Below are 20,499 nucleotides of genomic sequence, written 5' to 3'. Positions count from 1 at the left end.
CATAAATGTATTATTTACACATGTACAAATCATTGAGCCGCGCATGAGCCGCTTCGCCGCCACCGAGCAGCGCCTGGACGTGACCGCCCGCAAGCATCCGCACTTCCCGCGACAAGCCGCGCTGGTCCTGCGGCTGATCAAGCTGCTGCACAAGCTCAGCCTGGACCAGAGCAACGAGGTGTTGCGGCCCTATGGCCTGAGCTACGCCGAATACAACGTGCTGATGATGATCGACGCCAGCCCCGACGGAACCTTGAACCCGTCCCAGCTGAGCGACGCGGCGGGCGAGAAGTCGGCCAACATCACCCGTCTGACCAGTCAGCTGGTCGACAAGGGCCTGATCCAGCGCATGCCCAGTGCCGAGGACCGGCGCATGCTGCTGCTGCGGCTGACCGAGGCCGGCGAGCGCCTGATCGAGGCACTGATCCCCGACCTCTCCGTCCAGCTCGACACGTATGTGCAGCATCTGGATCCGGCGGCGCTGGCGCAGTTGCAGGCGCTGCTGAAGACCCTGCTGCGCGGGGTCGAGGACGCCGCATGAGCGCGCAACACCCCAACGCCGCCGCTGCCGAGGCAGCGCCAGGCCTGCGCACCCTGCTGGCCGACGCCTTGCGCGGCGAAGGCGAGGCCTGGCTGTTCGTGCTGCGCACGCTGCTGTCGATCTATCTGGCCGGCTGGATCGCCCTGCGTCTGGACCTGGCCTCGCCGATGACCGCGATGATCACCGTGGTGGTGGTGATGCACCGGCAGACCGGCATGGTCTTCGCCAAGGGCTTCTACCGGGTGCTGGGCACGCTGATCGGCAGCGTCGCGGCGCTGACGATGGTGGCGCTGTTCCCGCAGGAGCCGGTGCTGTTCGTGCTGGCACTGTCGCTGTGGATCGGCGCCTGCACCGGCGGCGCGCTGCTGTACCGCAACTTCAAGGCGTATGCCTTCGTGCTGTCCGGCTACACGGTGGCGCTGATCGCGCTGCCGGCGGTGAACCAGCCGCAGAACGTGTTCAACCTGGTGGTGGCGCGGGTGACCGAGGTGGTGCTGGGCCTGCTGGTGACCGGCATCGTCAGCGACGTGGTGTTTCCCAGCCGGCTGCGCCAGACCCTGCGCGACACCGTGCGCCGCGCGTCCGACGGCTTCCTGGACTTCGTCCGCGACGCCACCGGCGGCCAGTTGCCGCGCGAGGCGATGGAGCAGGCGCACCTGCGCTTCGTGCGCGACGCAGTGACCATCGAGGACCTGCGCAGTTCGGTGGTGTTCGAGGATCCGGAGGCACGGGTGCGCAGTGGCCGCCTGCGCCTGCTCAACCAGCGCTTCATGGCGGTGTCGACCAGCTTCCAGGCGCTGCACCACTACATCAACCGGCTGCTGCGCAGCGGCGATGCGGAGGTGGCCGAGGCGCTGATCGGCCTGTATCGGCCGCTGAAGGCCGCGCTCAGCGATCGTGGCGGACGCGAGGGCGCGGCCGCGACCGCGCGCAAGCTGGCGGCGTGCCGCGATGCGCTGGCGACGCGCGCGGCCGAGGCACGCGTGGCCCTGCCGGCGGCAAGGCACGAGGGATTCGACACCGGCGTGTCGCTGCTGCAGCGGTTCTTCGCCGACCTGCACGACTACGTGGCCACCGAGGCGACCCTGGTCGCGCCGCAGCAGTGGCGCACGCCGCAGGACCGCGGCGACACCGCGGTGTTCGTGCGCGGCAACGACTACGCCGCGGCCGCACTGACCGCGCTGCGCAGCGCGTTGCTGGTGGCGACGATGTGCTGGCTGTGGATCCAGGCCGGCTGGATCAGCGGCGCCACCGCGGTGTTCCAGGCAGTGGCGCTGAGCGCGATCCTGTCGTCCAGCGCCAACGCACCCGCTGCCGCGCGCTCGCTGTTCAAGGGGTTCGTGTTCGGCATCGTGCTCGGCGTGATCTGCCAGTTGCTGGTGCTGCCGCAAATGGACGGCTATGTGCTGTTCGTCGCCGGCACCCTGCCGTTCCTGCTGGTGACCCTGTACCTGGCCTCGAAACCGGCGCTGTACGGCTTCGCCACCGGCGCCAACCTGGCCTTCGTTTCGATCCTGGCGGTCCAGCCGACGCCAAGCTTCAACGCCGCGGCCACCTTCAACAGCGTGGTGCCGCTGCTGCTGGGGACGCTGGCGGTGAGCGCGACGTTCGTATTCGTGCCGCCGGTGATCGGCACCCGCTGGCAGCGCCGGCGCCTGCTGGAGCGGCTGCGGCGGCAGACCACACTGGCCGCGCGTGCGCCGCTGCCGGGGCTGGCGCTGCAACTGGAGAGCGTCAACCGCGACCTGTTCCAGCAGATCGTCGCGCACACCCCGCCGGGCAGCGACGAACTGCGCGACCTGCTCGGCTGGGCGCTGTCGGTGCATGAAACCGGGCGCACCCTGGTCGAACTGCGCCGCGATGCGGCCGCAGGCACGCTGCCGCCGGCCCTGGCCACCGCGGTGGAGGCCGCCGTGCAGGCGCTGGCCGATCTGTATCTCGATCCCAGCCCGCAACGGCACCGACACGCCTTGCAGCGGGTGGAGGCAGCGCTGGCCGCCAGCCAGGTGGAAGGCGCGGTACCGCTGCGCTGGAAGCCCACCCGCGAGCACTTGTTGCTGCTGCGCGGCGCGCTGCTCGACGCCGATTCCGTTCTCGCCGCGCTGGCCGATACGCCTGCGCCGACCACCGCCACCCCAGGAGCCGACGATGCTGCTGCCCGCTGAACTCTCGATCGCCGGGGTATACGTGCCCGGCCTGCTGGTGCTGGGCCTGGCCCTGCTGCTGGTGGCCTGGGCGCTGGACGCGGTCGCCGGCCGCGCCGGCCTGTACCGCTACGCCTGGCATCCCTCCCTGTTCCGTCTGGCCGTCTACGTCGGCGCCTTCGCCGCGCTCGGCCTGCTCCTTCTTCCGTGAGTCCCGCCATGAAGACCCCTGCCCTGATCCGTTTCGCCCTGACCGCCATCGTGGTGCTGGTCGCCGCCCTGCTGGCGCATGCGCTGTGGCGCCATTACATGCTCTCGCCCTGGACCCGCGACGGCCGCGTGCGCGCGGAAGTGGTGCGGATCGCGCCGGACGTGTCCGGCCTGGTCGATGCGGTCGCCGTGCGCGACAACCAGCATGTCAAACGCGGCGACCTGTTGTTCAGCGTGGACCGCAAGCGCTACGAGTTGGCCCTGGAAAAGGCCCGCGCCAACCTTGCGGTCGCGCAGGCGCAGGCACGTGCGGCCGGCGCCAGCCTGTCGGCGGCGGCCGCCACCCAGGCGGCCAGCGAAGCGGAATTCCAGATGCGCCGCGCCCAGGCCGAACGGCGCGCGCGCGCCGCCGCGGTCATCTCCGCCGAAGCGCGCTCGGACGCCGAAGCCACCGCGCGTTCGGCGCAGGCCGACGTGCACCGCAGCGCGGCGCTGCGCGGCCAGGCCACCGCGGCACAGGCGCAGGCGGTGGCATCGGTGGAACAGGCGCAGGCCGCGCTCGACCTGGCCGAACTGGATCTGCAGCGCACCCAGGTGCGTGCCACCGCCGACGGCTACATCACCAATCTGGAAGTGCGCGTGGGCGACTACGCCCAGGCCGGCAGTGCGCGCCTGGCGCTGGTCCGCGACGATGCGATGTGGGTCTACGGCTATTTCGAGGAAACCAAGCTGCCGCGGGTCCACGTCGGCGATCGCGCCGACATCCGCCTGATGAGCGGCGGCCTGATGCTGCACGGCCAGGTCGAGGGCATCGCCCGCGGCATTTCCGACAGCGACAATCCGACCGGCACCTCGCTGCTGGCCAACGTCAGCCCCACCTTCAACTGGATCCGCCTGGCGCAGCGCGTGCCGGTGCGCATCCGCATCGATCCGGCCAGCGTGCCGCAGGGCACCCTGCTCGCTGCGGGCATGACCGCCACGGTCAGCGTGCATCCGCGGGAAAACTGATGCCGCGCCTATGGGGCCTCCAGCGATCAGGCGGGCTCACGTGTAGGAGCGGTTTTCGGGGCAGCTCCAACAACGACGAAACGTCATTTGCAGGAGCGGCTTCAGCCGCGACGCGCATTCCTGCTACACCGCGTCGCGGCTGAAGCCGCTCCCACACATTGCAAGGACAGATCCCGCCGAGCCGCGGCAACAACGGGTTGCCGGTGGCGCGCTCGTAGCGGCAGCAGACGCCTACCGCAGCAAACCAGCACGGCGCAGGCCTTGCACCTGCGCGCATGCTGTCGCAGCGGTCACCGCAGTCCTCAGTCCTTGGCCTGCCGGTTGACGCCGAGGAAGCGCCCGGCGATCACCGCATAGCCGCTACGCGACACCGTGCTGCCCGGATCGAAGTAGGCATGCAGGGTCGGCTGCAGGTCCTGCGGCCCCTGGGTCACCGCGAAGCGCGCATTGAGGATGCCGGCATCCAGCGCCAGCTGCACGTAGCCGCGCAGGTTGCTCGGAATCGCCGCCACGTCCTCGATCGGCAGCCGCTGGTTGTTGTAGCTCACCGACAGCGTGCCGTCGAAGGCCAGCGCCTGCGTCTGCAGGCCCAGTGCCTGCACCAGCGAATACGCCAGCTGCAGCTTGCTGACGGCGTCGTTGGGACGGAAATCGCCGGCGACCAGCCCCATCACCGCGGCTTGGTTCTGCTGCAGGTCGCGCAGCACCCCGCCCTTGCCCACTGCCGCCTCGGCGAACGGATAGGCCGGGTCGTTGCGGCCGAGCCCGCTGAAGCTGGGCGTGGCCGGCAGCGCCTGGCGCACGCCGGCACCCATCACCAGATAGCGCGCCAACTCCGCGCGCTTGAGCGGATTCTGCGGGCGGAACAAGCCATCGGCGTAACCGTCCATCAGGCGGTTGCCGACCGCGTACTCCACCGCGCCGCGATCGCGGTCGCCGCTGGCGACGTCGTTGAGGCCGGTGTAGCCGCCGCTGCGCAGGAAATCCAGGGTGCCGCGCACCGTGCCCGGGGCCGCGATGCCGTTGCTGCCCTTGGGCGCCACCGGCACGCCGCTGATCGAACCGATGCCGCGCACACTGATGGTCCAGGTGCCCGGCTTGCCCGGCGCACCGACACTGACCGTGCTGCCCAGCAACGGCAACGCCACCGGCGAGCCATGGCTGACGCCGTCTGGATCGGTCAGCACCAATGCCTGGGTGTTGGCGTCGATGGTGGCCTTGGCGCTGACCCAGGCGACGTCCTTGCCGACGGTGAACGACTGGGTCTGCGGCGTGCCCACCGGCGAGAACGCCACCTCGAACGGCTGGCTGCCGCCGGGCAGCACCAGCGCATTGCTGTAGAACTGATGCAGGGAATTGACCGTCTTGCCGAAGCCGCTGCGCTGCTTGCTGGCTTCCAACAGCGCGGCATAGGCATTCACGTAGCCCGCGCCAGCCTCCCAGTACGTGCGCCCGGGGATGTTGGTGGCGGTGCGTTCGAGCAGGTCCTTGACCTGGTCCGGGGTCAGGTCCGGATTGGCCTCCAGCAGCAGCGCGACGATGCCGGCCACGTGCGGGGTGGCCATCGAGGTACCGCTCATGGTGGTGTAGAACGGCAGTTGCGCCGGGGCGATCAGCTTGCTGTCCTTGTCCGCGGCCAGCGGCGGCAACGCGCCGGTGGAATCGCGGGTGGAGACGATGTCCACGCCGGGCGCGGTGATCGTCGGCTCGTTGAGATAGGTCCAGGTCTTGCCGTCGGCCATGGTGAAGCTGCCGCTCTCGCCGCGCTTGCCGCGCGAGGAGAAGTCGGCCAGCGTGCCATCCTTCTCGCCCGCGGCCACCGAGATCACCCACGGCGCCTGCGCGTACGGATTGTGGGTGTCCTCGTTGGGGCCGTCGTTGCCGGCGGCGAACACGCTGACGATGCCGCGCTTGTACAGCTCGTAGGTGGCGACGTTGACCGGATTCTGCGGATCGAACTTGCCGGAGGAGCCCCAGGAATTGCTGGTGACGCGGATCGGATCCTTGAAACTGAACTGATGCGTGGCCGCATAATCCAGACCGCCGACCGCGTCCAGGATCAGCAGCACCGCACCGGATCCGTAGCCGACCAGACTGGCGCCGGTCGCCACGCCGCGATAGGCGCCGTTGGACTGCGCGCCGGTGCCGCCGACCGTGCCGGCGCAGTGCGTGCCATGGCCGGAGCCGAGGTCGGTATTGGGCACGCCCTCTGCATAGGTGATCGGCAGCATCGCATCGACGTTGGCCAGGTTGGTGGTGCCCAGCACGTTCTGCACGACGCGGGTGCCGTAGGCGAGATCGCGATGGGTGGCATCGATGCCGGAGTCGTTGATCATCACCCCGACGCCGCGGCCACTGTAGGGCAGCGCGCGGCCGAAATCGCCGGGATTGCCCTGCGCGCGGTCCACGCCGGTCAGCTCGCGGGCTTCCTTGTTGAAATAGCGCAGCGGTGCGTTGTAGTAGATCGAGGCGACGTCGTCGCGCTGCGCCAGCGCGCGGATCTCGGCAGGCGTGGCCAGCGCGCCAGCGATCGGCAGCGTGCGCATGGTGATCCCACGGGTGATGCCCAGCGCATGCAGCGCGGTGAGTTGCGAGGCCGAGACCGGCCCGGACTGATCGTAGGTGATCACGATCTGCAGTGCGTCGCCGGCCGGCGCAGCAGCGAGCTTGGCTTCCAGTACTTGGTCGAGATGGGCGGCGGCCAGGGCGTCGCCGCCGGCGAACACACCGCCGGCGAGGACGGCGCAGATACCGACGGCAAGAACGGGACGGCGAATGGACATTGCGGAATCTCCGGATCGTCGAAGCCCGTAGCGGGCGGCCACCGCAGCGTGCCGGGCGCGCCGATGCGCGGCCAATCCGGTATCGCACCCAGGCCGGCCGGGTGGAAACACTCAGCCGCGGCGCATGCAACTACCACGGGATTGGAGGGTGCGCTCCCCTGTCGCCGCTCGCGGCAGTCGGCACTGCACGGCGAGCCACACGCCGGGGCATGCCACCCGACCCAGCGAACACCGCGGCTGGAACGGCAACAGAGTGCATTGCAGGCAGAGGGCGCCGACATGCGGCAAAAACAGGGGGGCGGGAGCGGCGTGCCCGATCCGGCGCATCGGCGCGCGGTGCGGCCGAAAGGAATGCGGGACGTGCGGGGCCCATTCCGATTCCCGGACGCCATTCCGGGGAGCGGTGGAACCCCGCACGTCCAGCACGGGGGATCGCGGTGGCTGCCGACCACGCCGCCGAACGGCGACAGCGTGATCGAAGGCAACCGCGAAAACGTCAACGACATCAGTCGATCGGACGGCGCTTCATTTGGTCGAAGAACGGCGGCCTCCGGACTGCATCGCAAGCACCGACACGGCGGTCGACTGCGCTTGCAGCGGATCGGGCGGACGCTGGCGTCCGCCCGATCCGGTCACTTCTTGCTGGCTTCGCGCAGCGCCGAGTAGGCGTTGAGATAGCCGGCGCCCACTTCCCAGGACGCACGTCCCGCCATCGGTGTGGCGGTGCGCTCGATCAGGTCCTTGACCTGGTCCGGGGTCAGGTTCGGATTGGCCTCCAGCACCAGCGCCACCACACCCGCCACATGCGGCGTGGCCATCGAGGTGCCGCTCATGGTGGTGTAGAACGGCAGCTGCGCCGGCGCGATCAGCTTTTCGTCCTTCTGCGCGGCCAGCGGCGGCAACAGGCCGGTGGAGGCGCGGGTGGAGATGATATCCACGCCCGGCGCGGTGATGCTGGGCTGGTTGATGTGGGTCCAGCTCTTGCCGTCGGCGGTGGTGAAGGTATCGCGCTCGCCGGCCTTGCCGCGCGAGGAGAAGTCGGCCAGCGTGCCGTCGACATTGCCGGCGGCGACCGAGATCACCCACGGCGCCTGCGCATACGGGTTGTGGGTGTCCTCCTTGGGACCGTCGTTGCCGGCGGCGAACACGCTGACGATGCCGCGCTTGTACAGCTCGTAGGTGGCGACGTTGACCGGGTCGGCCGGGTCGAACTTGCCGGAGGTACCCCAGGAGTTGCTGACGACGCGGATCGGATCCTTGAAGCTGTTCTGGTGCGAGGCCGCGTAGTCCAGGCCGCCCACCGCATCCAGCACAAGCAGCACACCGCTGGAGCCGTAGCCGACCAGGCTGGCGCCGGTCGCCACGCCGCGGTACTTGCCGCCGGACTGCGCGCCGCTGCCGCCGACCGTGCCGGCGCAGTGGGTGCCATGGCCGGAACCGGCATCGGTGTTCGGCACGCCCTCCAGGTAGGTGACCGGCAGCATCGAGTTCAGATTGTGCAGGTTGGTGTTGGCCAGCACGTTCTGCACCACGCGGTCGCCATAGGCCAGGTCGCGGTGGGTGGCGTCGATGCCCGAGTCGTTGATCAGCACGCCGACGCCGCGGCCGGTGTACGGCACGGTGCGGCCGAAGTCGCCCGGATTGCTCTGCGCGCGGTCGACCCCGGTGGCCTGGCGCGCGTCCTGGTTGAAGTAGCGCAGCGGGGCGTTGTAGTAGATCGAAGCGACGTCGTCGCGCTCGGCCAGCGCCAGGATCTCCTCCGGCGTGGCCAGCGCACCGGCGATCGGCAGGGTCTGCATGCTGACGCCGCGGGTGATGCCCAGGTCGTGCAACACGGTCAGCTGCGCCGCCGAAACCGGCTTGGACTGCTTGTAGGTGATGACGATCTGCAACTCGTCGGTCAGCGGCGTGCTGGCCAGCTTGGACTCCAGCAGGCTGTCCAGATGCGCGGCGGCTTCGGCCTTGCCGCCAGCGAAGACGCCACTGGCGAGCACGGCGCAAATGCCGATGGCGAGTGCGGGACGACGGATGGGCATCTGGAATCTCCGGTTGGTGGGCCCGGGACGGGCGGGTGACTGCAGCCTGACGCGGCCGCGCGGTGGCGCCTATCCGGGATCGCCCCTACTGCACGTGGGTGGAAACACCCAGGGCCGCGTGCATCGCCCGTACGGATCGGTATGATCGGGACGAAGGCCGCTGCCGCGCGCCGCGGTGCCGGGCGGAACGCAGGCGCGGTGCGCAGTGCCGGCACATGCAACAGGGGGTTTCAGATGCACACGATGTTCGCAAGGGTTTGCCTGCTGTTCTGCGCCGTCGCGGCGTGCGGCGGGCTCGCCGCGCAACCACTGCCGGTGCAGGTGGACGTGAGCGGCAATGTGGCGACGGCGGCAATCGGCGCCGGCCCGCACCCGCTCGCGGAACTGACGCTGGAGTTCGACAACGCCAGCGGTCTCAGCCCGGCCAACCTCGGCCTGAGCGCAGAACTGCTGACCCCGGCCCAGGTCACGGCCTTGCTGCCGCGGCTGCCCAGCACGCAAACCGGCCAGGTGCCGTCGCAGTTGCCGCTGCTGATCACGGTGACACCGCCACCGAGCGGCGGCCTGACGTTCCGGCGCGTCGTGCATGTGGAGCTGCACACCCATGCGCTGGCCTATACCGCCGACAGCACCCTGCGCCTGTTCAAGGCCCCGGAGGGCGGCGATTTCCGCGACATCACCGACGAAATTGCCCCCGGCAGCGTCCGCGCCCGCGGCACCACCGGCGGCTTCTCGCAGTTCATCGTGCTCCACGACCTGCGCCCGACCGCCAACGTGGTGGCCGCCAAGCTGAGCCGGCTGCAGGCGCTGGTGGCGCAGTTGCCCGCCAGTGAGGCAGCGCCGCTGGCCGCGATGCTGAACAGCGTACAGAGCGCCCTGGCCAATGCCGACTACACCGCTGCTACGGTCGCGCTGGACGGGTTCCGCGAGCAGGTATCGTCGCGCGCCGGCCATGGCATCGCGCAAACCTGGAACGCCGGCATGAGCGCAGGCAACCCTGCCGGCGAACTGCTGGCCGGCGCCGCGACGCTGCGCTTCTCCATCGACTACCAACGTCTCTACGCGCCTTGAGCGCTGCGGGACCGGTCGCACCCACCGCGACGGAGGACACGCCGCGATGCCCGCGCGCCTGACTGCCTACCTGCCCGACGCGCCGGCACCGACGCTGCTGCTCGCCGCCGGGCAGACCCTGGCGATCGGCCGCGCGGCCGACAACGCGCTGGCGCTGGAACACCCCTCGGTGTCGCGCTGGCACGCGCAACTGCAGCCGCAGGCCGACGGCCACTGGCAGTTGCACGACCTGGGCAGCAAGAACGGCAGCTACCGCGATGGCGTGCGGGTGGCCGCGCCGATCGCGCTGGAGACCGCGACCTGGCTGCGCTTTGGCGACATCTACGCCGAGTTCGCCCCGCTCAGCCCGGCCGATGCGGACCTGGCCGAACGCCGCCAGCGCGCCCGCTGCGATCGCGCCACCGCCCTCACCCAAGGGCTCGCCCAGATCGGCGGACTCGACGATCTGCTCGGCGCCAGCCTGGACGCGGTGGTCGAACTGGCCCAGGCCGAACGCGGCCTGCTGGTTCTGGCCGATTCGCACGGCCAGCGCGTCGCGGCCAGCCACGGGATCGGGCCGCTGCCGCTGCAGCACAGCCTCCCCGGCAGCGAGGGCGCCCTGCACCGCGCCCTGCGCGACGGCCAGGCCACCGTGGCCCACGACGTCGGCGGCGTGCCGTGGCTGGCCGAGCGCGCCTCGGTCTGCGCCGCCGGCCTGCGCACCCTGCTGTGCCTGCCGCTGCGTGACGGCACCCGCGTGCTCGGCGCGATCTATGCCGACAGCCGCCGCGCCGGCAGCGCCATCGGCGCGCTGGACATGCAGTTGCTCGAGGCCTTCTGCGAGCGCGCCGCGCTGTGGATCGCCGCCCGCCAGGCGCTGCGCGACACCGGTGCGGAACAGGGGCCTGGGCCGGCATGAGCGATGCGGCCACCGCCACCGGCCTTTACGCGCAGGAGAGCCTGACCCCGGGCGACGTGCTGGCCGGCCGCTTCCGCATCGAGCGTTTGCTCGGCATCGGCGGCATGGGCCTGGTGTACCTGGCCCACGACCAGGCGCTGGGCATCGACGTGGCGGTGAAGCTGCTGCGCCCGGAGCTGGCGCAGCGGCCGCAGGCGTTCGCCCGCTTCCGCCAGGAACTGCTGCTGGCGCGGCAGGTGTCCAGCCCGCACGTGGTGCGCATCCACGACCTGGCCGAACACGCCGGGCGCTGGCTGATCAGCATGGACTACGTGGACGGCGAGTCGCTGGAGGCGCGGCTGCAGCGCGAGGAACGGCTGGACGTCGACACCGCCCTGCGCATCGCCGGCGACATCGCCCGCGGCCTGCAGGCGGCGCATGCGCGCGGCGTCGTGCACCGCGACCTCAAGCCGGCCAACATCCTGCTGCAGCGTGGCGGCGATGCGCTGATCAGCGACTTCGGCGTGGCCTGCTCGATGGCCAGCAGCGGTCTCGGCGCGACCCTGGGCAACGTCATCGGCACGCCCGCCTACCTGTCGCCGGAACAGGCGCGCGGCGACGCGCTCGACCCGCGCAGCGACCTCTACGCGCTGGGCCTGATCCTCTACGAAATGCTCGCCGGGCAGGTGCCGTTCGCCGGCGGCACCCTGTCCGAGACCCTGGCCCAGCGCATGCTGCGCGAGCCGCCGCCGGTGGACCGGCTGCGCGCGGACGTGCCGGGCTGGCTGGTGCGGTTGCTGCAGCGGCTGCTGCGCCCGCAGCCGCGCGACCGCTTGCAGCACGCCGGCGAGGTCATCGTGGCGATCGAGCGCCGGCAACTGCCGCGCGATCGCCGGCGCTGGCGCCGGCTCGGCCTGGGCCTGGCCGCGACGCTCGCCGGTGTTGCCCTGCTTGGCGTCGGTGCCTGGCAGTGGCAGGCGCAACGCGCCAGCGCCCCGCCGCCGGTGGTCGCCGCGCAACCGCTGCCGCGCCTGCTGGTCCTGCCACTGGCCGGCGACCCGGGCAGCGCCGAGCAACGCCTGGCGCTCGGCAGCTGGCTGCGCGGCAGCCTCGGCGAAACGCTGACCGTGGTCGATGACGCGCGCACCCGGCAGGCGTTGCGCCAGTACGACCCCACCGGCCAGGCGCCGCTGGACGTGGCGGCGCTGCGCCGGCTCGCTTCGGCGCAGCGCGTGCTGCAGCCGAGCCTGCAACACCAAGGCGCCGGCTGGCGCCTGCAGGCGCTGCTGCACCCGACCAGCGGCGCGCCGCAACGCATCGACGGACCGACCGCCGCCGATCCGGCCGCGGCCTACGCCGCCTGGTTGCCGATCGCGTCCAGGGCGCTGCTCGGCGAAGGCGCCACCCTGCCCGACGACCTGCCCGCGCCCGCCGCGCTGCAGGCGTATGCGCGCGGCCTGGCAGCGCAGCAGCGCGACGACAGCGCGCAGGCACTGCAGCAGTTCGCCGAGGCCAGCGCGCAGGCGCCGCAGTCCGCGCCGTTGCGCCTGGCCGAGGTGGTCGCGGCGCAAGCCATCGGCGAAGAACAGAAGGCGCGCGAGGCGCTGGATGCGCGCGCGCCTGCGGCGCCGGCGCGGCCGCGCACCCTGGCCCTGCTGGCGGCGCTGCGCCTGGAAGCCGAAGACGATCTCGCCGCTGCCGACAGCGCCTGGCAGGCGTTGGCCACGGCCCGGCCCGACGACAGCGAGGTGCAGTTGCAGGTCGCGCGCATCCAGGCGCAGGCCGGCCACCTGGACGCGGCACGCGATCGCCTGCGTGCGCTGGCGCAGCGCGACCCCGACGACCCGCGGCTGTGGTTGGCGCTGGGCAAGCTGGCGATCCTCAGCGGCAACGCCGCCACCGCGGTGGACGACGACCTGCTGCGCGCGCAACTGCTGTTCCGCCGCGGCCGCGACCTCTATGGCGAAGCGGAGACGGTGAACGCACTGGGCGTGGGCTACGGCCGGCTCGGCCTGGCCCAGCAGGCACAGGCGCAGTACCTGCGCGCGGTGGAGCTGCGCCGGCAGGTCGGCAATCGCCGTGGCGTCGCCACCAGCCTGCGCAACCTGGCGGGCACGCTGAGCATCGGCGGCGCCTTCGCCGAGGCCGAACAAAAGCTGCAGCAGGCGCAGGCGCTGTACGTCGAACTCGGCGACCGCGACGGTCAGGCCGCCGCCGCCAACGAACTCGGCCTGCTGGCCGAGGAGCGCGGCGACTATCCGCAGGCGCTGCAGGCGTTCCGCGGCGCGCTGACCGCCTGGCGCGCGATCGGCGATGCGCACGGCGTCGCCGAGACGCTCAACAACATCGGCTTCGCGCATTTCCAGTTGGGCGACCTGGACAGCGCGCAGGCGTTCTGGGAACAGGCCGCGCGCGCCTATGCCGACCTCAACGACGCCACCGGCCGCGTGCGCACCGCGCAGAATCTCGGCCTGCTGGCCACCGCACGCGGCCACTGGACCCAGGCGCAGACCCTGCTGAGCCAAGCGTTGCGCGAGGCCGAGCGCCACCAGATGCTCGAGGAAGTGGCGGTGAGCCGGCGCAACCTGGCCGAACTGGCGTTCTGGCAAGGCCAGCGCGCGGTGGCGCTGACCGAACTGGACCAGGCGCAGCGGCTGTTCCAGCAGAGCCGCGACCAGCGCGGGCAGACCGACATCGCCTTGCTGCGCGCGCAGGTGTGGCTGGCGTTGGACGACCCGGCGCAGGCGCGGCTGGCGCTGCAGCAGGTGCAGCAGCAAGCGCCCGCCTCGGTGTCCAGCGAACAGCGCGCGAGTGCGGCGCTGCTGCAGGCGCAACTGGCCGAACGCGACGGCGATGACGCCGCGGCCGCCGCCGCGCTGCGCCAGGCCGAGGCGCTGGCACGCGCCAGCGGCACCCGCCTGCTGCAACTGCAGGTCCAGGTACACGCGGCGCACGACGAACCCGCGCTCGCCGCGCTGGAGGGCGACGTCGCCCGCCTGGGCAATGCCGGGCTGCGCCTGCGCTATCTGCAGCAGGCGCTGCGCTACGGCGCGGCCGACCAGGTCGCGGCGCGCTATGCGCAGGCGCAGGCCCTGCTGCTGCGCGGCAGCCCGTTGTTCGCCGCCACCCTGCACACGCAGGCCGCGCAGCGCCTGGACGCGCTCGGCGACCACGCCGCCGCACAACGCGCCCGCCGCGCCGCGGCGCAGGCCACCGACGGTTCCGCTGTCGCGCGCGCACAGACCACGCCATGAACGACGCCGCCACGACCGCCGCCGAACGCTACCGCCTGCTGCTGCAGCGGCTGGAAGCCAACGAACGCGAATTCCGCCGCCTCGGCCGCGCCGTGGTCAAGGTGCAGGAGGACGAACGCCGGCGCCTGGCGCGCGAGCTGCACGACGGCGTCGGCCAAAACCTCACCGTGCTCAAGCACCGGCTGGCGCAACTGGGCGCGGCGCTCGGCGCGGCCGACGCCGCGTTGCGCGCGCCGCTGGAGGACGCCATCCAGCTGTGTACGCAGGCACTGGAAGACACCCGGCAGATGTCGCGCTTGCTGCGCCCGCCGATCCTCGACGACCTGGGACTGGAAGCCGCGCTGGGCTGGCTCGGCCGCAGCCAGTCCGCCGCCGGCGCCACCCCGGTCAGCGTCGAGATCGGCCCGCTGCCGACGCTGGACGAAGCGCTGCAGACCCTGCTGTTCCGCAGCGCGCAGGAAGCGCTGACCAATGCGCTGAAGCACTCGGCTGCGCAGTCGGTGCTGTTGCGGCTGGTGGCCCGCGACGGCTGGGCGCATCTGCAGGTGCTCGACGACGGCCGCGGCTGCGACCCGCAGCAGGCGCTGGTGGCCGGCGGCAGCGGCCTGAGCGGCCTGCGCGAACGCCTGCGCCTGAGCGGCGGCAGCCTGCGCCTGCAATCGTCCCCTGGCGAGGGCTGCTGCGTGCAGATCCGGGTCCCGCTGGAGGCCGATTGAACGTGATCGCCCTGCCCCGCCCCGACACCCGCGCGACGCTGCACACGCCGCGACATCCCGCCTGTCGGCGCGCTTGGAGCGCACCGGCATGAGCGCGCCGATCCGGGTCCTCATCGCCGACGACCACACCCTGGTGCGCGAAAGCCTGGTCGCCGTGCTCGACGCGATCGACGGCATCCAGGTGGTGGCGCAGGCCGCCGACGGCATCGAGGCGCTGGCCAAGGCCGAGGCGACCAGCCCGGATGTGGCGATCGTGGACATCTCGATGCCGCGGCTCAACGGCATCGACGTGGTCCGGCGGCTGTGCGAGACCGTGCCGCTGGCGCGGATCCTGGTGCTGACCATGCACGAGGAACACGAATACGTGCTGCACGCGGTGCGCGCCGGCGCCTCCGGCTATCTGCTCAAGGACAGCGCCAGTGCCGACCTGATCGCCGCGGTGCGCAACCTGCACGCCGGCCGCGGCCACTTCTCGCCGCAGGCCGCGCAGGCACTGGTGGCGCAGATGCAGCAGCCGCAGGCGCTGCCGCCCGATCCCTACCGCAGCCTGACCGCGCGCGAACGCGAGGTGTTCCACCTGATCGTGGAGGGCCGCACCACCAAGGAGATCGCGCGGGTGCTGCAGATCAGCGTCAAGACCGCCGAGAACCACCGCTTCCGCGTGCTCAACAAGCTGGGCATGCGCAATACCGCCGAACTGGTGCGCTACGCGGTCCGCCACGGCCTGCTCGACTGAACGGCACCGCGCACCGGCCAGTTCGGCGCGGCTGCGCATACTCCATACGCCATAGTATCCTGGGCGCCTCGGCCGCGCCGCGGCCCTCGTCACGAGCGATCGCATGAGCACCTATCAAGCCCCGTTGACCGATCTCCGCTTCGCGCTGCACGACGTGCTGCAGGTGGAGGCCTTGTTCGCCCGCCTCGGCCATGCCGACGCCAATGCCGAACTGATCGATGCGGTGCTGGAGGAAGCGGCGCGCTTCACCGGCACCGTGCTGGCGCCGCTGAACCGGGTCGGCGACGAGCACGGCTGCACCCTCGACAAGGCCACCGGCGCGGTGACCACCGCGCCCGGCTTCCGCGAGGCCTACCGGCAGTTCGCCGAGGGCGGCTGGACCGGGCTGACCGCCGCCGCCGAGTTCGGCGGCCAGGGCCTGCCGCACACCCTGGGCGTGCCGCTCAACGAAATGGTCAACGCCGCCAACCTGGCCTGGGGCAACTTCCCGCTGCTGTCGCACGGCGCAGTCGAGGCGCTCAAGCAGCACGGCGAGGCCTGGCAGCAGGAGGTGTTTCTGAAGCCGCTGGTAGATGGCCGCTGGACCGGCACCATGTGCCTGACCGAACCGCACTGCGGCACCGACCTGGGGCTGCTCAAGACCCGTGCCGAACCCAACGCCGACGGCAGCTGGTCGGTCAGCGGCACCAAGATCTTCATCACCGCCGGCGAGCACGACTTCACCGACAACATCGTGCACCTGGTGCTGGCGCGGCTGCCGGACGCGCCGGCCGGCGCCAAGGGCATCTCCCTGCTGGTGGTGCCGAAGTTCAAGGTCGCCCGCGACGGCAGCGTCGGCGAGCGCAACGCGCTGCGCTGCGGCTCGCTGGAGCACAAGATGGGCATCCACGGCTCGGCCACCTGCGTGATGAACTTCGATGGGGCCGAGGGCTACCTGGTCGGGCAGCCGCACAAGGGCCTGCAGGCCATGTTCACCATGATGAACACCGCGCGCCTCGGCGTCGGCCTGCAGGGTATCGGCCTGTCCGAGCGCGCCTACCAGAACGCGCTGCATTACGCCCGCGAGCGCCTGCAGTCGCGTTCGCTGAGCGGCGCCAAGCTGCCGGAGAAGCCGGCCGACCCGATCCTGGTGCACCCGGACGTGCGCCGCATGCTGCTGACGGTGAAGGCGCTGACCGAAGGCAGCCGCCTGCTGGCGCTGCACGCCGCCACCCTGATCGACATCGCACACAGCGCGCAGGACCCGGCCGAGCGCGAGCAGGCCGACGTGCTGGTCAGCTTCCTCACCCCGATCTCCAAGGCCTGCCAGACCGAGTGGGCGGTGGAGAACACCTATCACGCCCTGCAGTGCTTCGGCGGCCACGGCTACATCCACGAACACGGCATGGAGCAACTGGCGCGCGACGCCCGCATCACCACCCTGTACGAAGGCACCACCGGCATCCAGGCGCTGGACCTGATCGGGCGCAAGACCGCGTCCAGCCAGGGCGCCGGGCTGAAGCTGTTCCTGGCGCAGATCGAGGCCTTCCTGGCCGAGCACGCCGACAACCCGGCGGTGGCCGAATTCGTGGCGCCGCTGCGCGAGAAGGCCGCCGAGTGGGCGGCGCTGACCAAGCGCATCCTGCAGCGCGCCGCCGGCAATCCCGAGGAACTGGGCGCGGCCAGCTACGACTACGTGTTCTATTCCGGCTACGTGGTGCTGGCCTACTGGTGGGCGCGCAGCGTCGCCGCGGCCGAGGCCTCGGCGCATGGCGAGGCGTTCAAGCAGTCCAAGCGCGAGACCGCGCGCTTCTACTACGCCCGCCTGCTGCCGCGCACGCTGACCCACGCCGCGGCCATCGACAGCGGCGCCGCGCCGCTGATGACGCTGGCCGACGCGCAGTTCTGAGTCGCACATCCAGGTCCGGACGCGGCCCCGGCATGCACGCCGTGCCGGGGCCGCACGGCCCGCCGCGGCCGATACACAAACCGTCACCAATCGGGTATAAGCTGTCTTCCCGATGGAGACAGACACAACAACGCTTGGTCTGATCGATACCGGGGCCTGCGGCGCCTCGGCCGCGGTCCCGTCGCCTGCGGCGTCCCCTTCCCACCTGCCTTCGGTCCGGCTGCTGTCGCTGGACGCGCATGGCCGCGTGCTGGACTGGATCAACTGGCAGGACGCCGCCTGCCTGTACGCACGCGGCGCGGTCGCCTGGACCCTGGGCGAGCCGTGCCTGCATATCCACGGTGGCATCTGTCGCGCCAGCGGCGAGCGCAGCGTGCTGGAGCTGCACCCGATCATCGCCGCGCGCGGCCACGCGCATGCGCGTGCGCTCGACCCCACCCCGACCCTGACCAACACCGCGCTGTTCGCCCGCGACGCGCAACTGTGCCTGTACTGCGGCCAGCAGTTCAGCCGCCCGCAACTGACCCGCGACCATGTGCTGCCGGTGTCCAAGGGCGGCCGCGACATCTGGGAGAACGTGGTCACCGCGTGCTTCCACTGCAATTCGCGCAAGGGCAACCGCACCCCGCAGCAGGCGTCGATGCCGCTGCTGGCCGTGCCGTACCGGCCGAGCTGGATCGAGCATCTGATCCTGTCCAACCGCAATATCCTGGCCGACCAGATGTCGTTCCTGAAGGCGCAGTTGCCGAAGCGCTCGAAGCTCTCGCTGTAGCCGCGCGACCTCACGCCGCCGTCACGCCCGCTGCGACGGATTGCCGCACCCCGGCCGAAACCGGCCATCCACGCGCCCGCGACTGAACGGGTTGATTGCGCGTGCCCGGAATGGAGAGGAAAATGACAGGTCCGCTGAACCTCCATTCCGATGATCGACCCCACCCGCTATCCGCGCCTCTCGCGCATCCAGGTCCCCGCCGAACTGCGTCGCTTCGATGAATCGGAGCTGCCGGCCATCGCCGAGGAACTGCGCGCCTTTCTGATCGAGTGCGTCGGCAAGAGCGGCGGCCATTTCGGCGCCGGGCTGGGCGTGATCGAACTCACCGTCGCCCTGCACTACCTCTACGACACACCGGTCGACCAACTGGTGTGGGACGTCGGCCACCAGACCTATCCGCACAAGATCCTCACCGGGCGCCGCGACCGCATCCACACGGTCAAGCAGGCCGATGGCGTGGCGCCGTTCCCCAAGCGCGAGGAAAGCGAGTACGACACCTTCGGCGTCGGCCATTCCTCCACCTCGATCTCGGCCGCGCTGGGCATGGCGGTGGCGCTGCAGCGCATGGGCGACGAACGCAAGGTGGTGGCGGTGATCGGCGACGGCGCGATGACCGCGGGTATGGCCTACGAAGCGCTGAACCACGCTGGCGGCATGGACCCGGAACCGAACCTGCTGGTGATCCTCAACGACAACCGCATGTCGATCTCCGAGGCGGTCGGCGGGGTCACCAAGATGCTGGGCCGGATGAGCGGCAGCAAGACCCTCAACGCCATCCGCGAGGGCGGCAAGAAGATCCTCGGCGACAAGAAGAGCAACCCCACCGCACGCTTCGTGCGGCGCTGGGAAGAGCACTGGAAGGGCATGTTCGTGCCGTCCACGCTGTTCGAGGAAATGGGCTTCCACTACACCGGCCCGATCGACGGCCACGACCTGCCGGCGCTGCTCGGCGCGCTGAAGACGCTCAAGACCCTCAAGGGTCCGCAGCTGCTGCACGTCATCACCACCAAGGGCAAGGGCTACGAACTGGCCGAGGGCGACCAGATCGGCTACCACGCCGTGGGCCCATTCGATCCGAGCAAGGGCCTGGTGGCCAAGCCGGGCGCCAAGGCGCCGACCTACACCGACGTGTTCGGCGACTGGATCTGCGACATGGCCGCGGCCGAGCCGGCGCTACTGGCGATCACCCCGGCGATGCGCGAGGGCTCCGGCCTGGTGCGCTTCAGCAAGGAATACCCGCAGCGCTACTTCGACGTGGCCATCGCCGAGCAGCACGCGGTGACCCTGGCCGCGGGCATGGCCGTGCACGGCGCCAAGCCCGTGGTGGCGATCTATTCCACCTTCCTGCAGCGCGGCTACGACCAGTTGGTGCACGACGTGGCGGTGCAGCAGCTCGACGTGCTGTTCGCGATCGACCGCGGCGGCGTGGTCGGCCCGGATGGCGCCACCCACGCCGGCAACCTGGACCTGAGTTTCCTGCGCTGCGTGCCGCACCTGGTGGTGATGGCGCCGGCCGACGAAGCCGAGTGCCGGCAACTGCTCAGCACTGGCCTGCGCCATGCCGGCCCGGCCGCGGTGCGCTACCCGCGCGGCACCGGCCCCGGGGTCGCCCCCGGGACCACGCTGGAGCCCCTGCCGATCGGCAAGGCGCAAGTGCGCGCGCAGGGACACACGGTGGCGCTGCTGGCGTTCGGCGCGACCCTGGCGGCGGCCGAACAGGTCGGCCGCGAGCTGGGCCTGAGCGTGGTCAACATGCGCTTCGTCAAGCCGCTGGACCGCGCCCTGCTGCTGGAGCTGGCGCAGAGCCACGAAGGCTTCGTGACCATCGAGGACAACGTGGTGGCCGGCGGTGCCGGTTCCGGCGTGGCCGAGCTGCTCAACGCCGAAGGCGTGCTGCGCCCGGTGCTGCACCTGGGCCTGCCCGACGCGTTCCAGCACCACGCCAGCCGCGAGCAACTGCTGGCCGAAGCCGGCATCGACGCCGCCGGCATCCGCGCCGCGGTGTTGAAGCACTGGCCGCAGCTGGGCACCAACGCCAGCGCACCGCGCACTGCGGCGGGCTGACCCGTCGCGATTGCGAGCAGAGCAACGGCATGGCGGTTGGCGCATGCCGTGCCTGCTTGCGGCATTGCGCACGGTTCTCGATGCGCCTCATGCCGCTTCCGATTGCGCCGGCGTCTCCAGCGCGTGACCTAGGGCGTGTCATCAATCCCCGAGCATGCCGCGCCGCGATTGCGCGCGCCTGTGGCAAGGAAGAGCGAGGAAGTGGACGTCCGTCCACGCCCGAGCGATGACGCGGCCATGGGCGCGCGCAATCGCGGCCCTTCGGGTTGGGCCTGGCAGGCGCGCGGCCGGCGCCGCGCGGCTTGACCTGACGGCCAGTCAGGCGCTGCGCCACGCACCGCCGGCCGCGCGCCTGCCAGACCCAACGCGGCATACTCGGGAATTGATGACACGCCCTAG

Annotated in this window: 14 protein-coding genes; 12 read left to right on the top strand and 2 right to left on the bottom strand. The window is 71.1% G+C overall.

The window, feature by feature from the left end; translation table 11 throughout:
* Nucleotides 1-43: 43 nt before the first annotated feature.
* Genes SLW55_RS19515 through SLW55_RS19500 form a run of 4 tightly spaced genes read left to right on the top strand, consistent with a single transcriptional unit; the run spans nucleotide 44 to nucleotide 3,903 of the window.
* The gene (locus SLW55_RS19515; RefSeq protein WP_267099242.1) at nucleotides 44-541 is read left to right on the top strand and encodes a MarR family transcriptional regulator; all 498 of its coding nucleotides are present in this window, start codon (nucleotides 44-46) and stop codon (nucleotides 539-541) included.
* The gene (locus SLW55_RS19510) at nucleotides 538-2,706 is read left to right on the top strand and encodes an FUSC family protein (protein WP_267099243.1); all 2,169 of its coding nucleotides are present in this window, start codon (nucleotides 538-540) and stop codon (nucleotides 2,704-2,706) included. Before SLW55_RS19515 ends, SLW55_RS19510 begins: the two co-directional genes overlap by 4 nt.
* Nucleotides 2,690-2,896: a DUF1656 domain-containing protein gene (locus SLW55_RS19505; protein WP_017909051.1), complete on the top strand. Its 207-nt coding sequence runs from the start codon at nucleotides 2,690-2,692 to the stop codon at nucleotides 2,894-2,896. The genes SLW55_RS19510 and SLW55_RS19505 overlap by 17 nt, the downstream gene beginning before the upstream one ends.
* An 8-nt stretch (nucleotides 2,897-2,904) precedes the next feature.
* On the top strand, nucleotides 2,905-3,903 hold the full coding sequence (locus tag SLW55_RS19500; protein WP_043092294.1) for an HlyD family secretion protein: 999 nt from the start codon (nucleotides 2,905-2,907) through the stop codon (nucleotides 3,901-3,903).
* Between the two features lie 302 nt (nucleotides 3,904-4,205).
* Here the strand turns inward: SLW55_RS19500 and SLW55_RS19495 are convergent, their stop codons facing one another.
* Together SLW55_RS19495 and SLW55_RS19490 are read right to left on the bottom strand one after the other, a co-directional pair.
* The gene (locus SLW55_RS19495; RefSeq protein WP_152240180.1) at nucleotides 4,206-6,686 is read right to left on the bottom strand and encodes a S8 family serine peptidase; all 2,481 of its coding nucleotides are present in this window, start codon (nucleotides 6,684-6,686) and stop codon (nucleotides 4,206-4,208) included.
* A gap of 632 nt (nucleotides 6,687-7,318) precedes the next feature.
* Nucleotides 7,319-8,722, bottom strand: a complete 1,404-nt coding sequence (locus SLW55_RS19490) for a S8 family serine peptidase (protein ID WP_017912698.1) — start codon at nucleotides 8,720-8,722, stop codon at nucleotides 7,319-7,321.
* A gap of 243 nt (nucleotides 8,723-8,965) precedes the next feature.
* On the opposite strand from SLW55_RS19490, the gene SLW55_RS19485 reads away from it, so the two are divergent.
* From SLW55_RS19485 to dxs, 8 genes are all read left to right on the top strand, one after another.
* On the top strand, nucleotides 8,966-9,793 hold the full coding sequence (locus SLW55_RS19485; RefSeq protein ID WP_223875751.1) for a DUF6689 family protein: 828 nt from the start codon (nucleotides 8,966-8,968) through the stop codon (nucleotides 9,791-9,793).
* Between the two features lie 46 nt (nucleotides 9,794-9,839).
* Nucleotides 9,840-10,691 (top strand): FHA domain-containing protein, encoded by an 852-nt coding sequence (locus SLW55_RS19480; RefSeq protein WP_267099244.1) that lies wholly within the window; start codon nucleotides 9,840-9,842, stop codon nucleotides 10,689-10,691.
* Nucleotides 10,688-13,924, top strand: a complete 3,237-nt coding sequence (locus tag SLW55_RS19475; protein WP_267099245.1) for a serine/threonine-protein kinase — start codon at nucleotides 10,688-10,690, stop codon at nucleotides 13,922-13,924. The genes SLW55_RS19480 and SLW55_RS19475 overlap by 4 nt, the downstream gene beginning before the upstream one ends.
* Entirely contained in the window at nucleotides 13,921-14,640 is a 720-nt protein-coding gene (locus tag SLW55_RS19470) for a sensor histidine kinase (RefSeq protein ID WP_017915806.1), read from the top strand. Before SLW55_RS19475 ends, SLW55_RS19470 begins: the two co-directional genes overlap by 4 nt.
* Before the next feature lie 88 nt (nucleotides 14,641-14,728).
* Nucleotides 14,729-15,376 carry a response regulator transcription factor gene (locus SLW55_RS19465; RefSeq protein WP_017911263.1) on the top strand — a complete coding sequence of 216 codons (648 nt, stop codon included), beginning with the start codon at nucleotides 14,729-14,731 and terminating at the stop codon, nucleotides 15,374-15,376.
* Between the two features lie 103 nt (nucleotides 15,377-15,479).
* Entirely contained in the window at nucleotides 15,480-17,264 is a 1,785-nt protein-coding gene (locus SLW55_RS19460; RefSeq protein WP_017910880.1) for an acyl-CoA dehydrogenase C-terminal domain-containing protein, read from the top strand.
* Between the two features lie 112 nt (nucleotides 17,265-17,376).
* Nucleotides 17,377-18,036, top strand: coding sequence for an HNH endonuclease (locus SLW55_RS19455; protein ID WP_026143548.1), 660 nt, complete (start codon nucleotides 17,377-17,379; stop codon nucleotides 18,034-18,036).
* Nucleotides 18,037-18,186: 150 nt separating this feature from the next.
* Complete coding sequence (dxs, locus tag SLW55_RS19450) at nucleotides 18,187-20,100, top strand: 1-deoxy-D-xylulose-5-phosphate synthase (RefSeq protein ID WP_267099246.1); 1,914 nt, start codon at nucleotides 18,187-18,189, stop codon at nucleotides 20,098-20,100.
* Nucleotides 20,101-20,499 lie beyond the last annotated feature (399 nt).

It is taken from the genome of Xanthomonas sp. LF06-19 (assembly GCF_034105425.1).
Classification (GTDB): domain Bacteria; phylum Pseudomonadota; class Gammaproteobacteria; order Xanthomonadales; family Xanthomonadaceae; genus Xanthomonas_A; species Xanthomonas_A sontii.
This window is presented reverse-complemented; position numbering and strand designations above follow the sequence as displayed.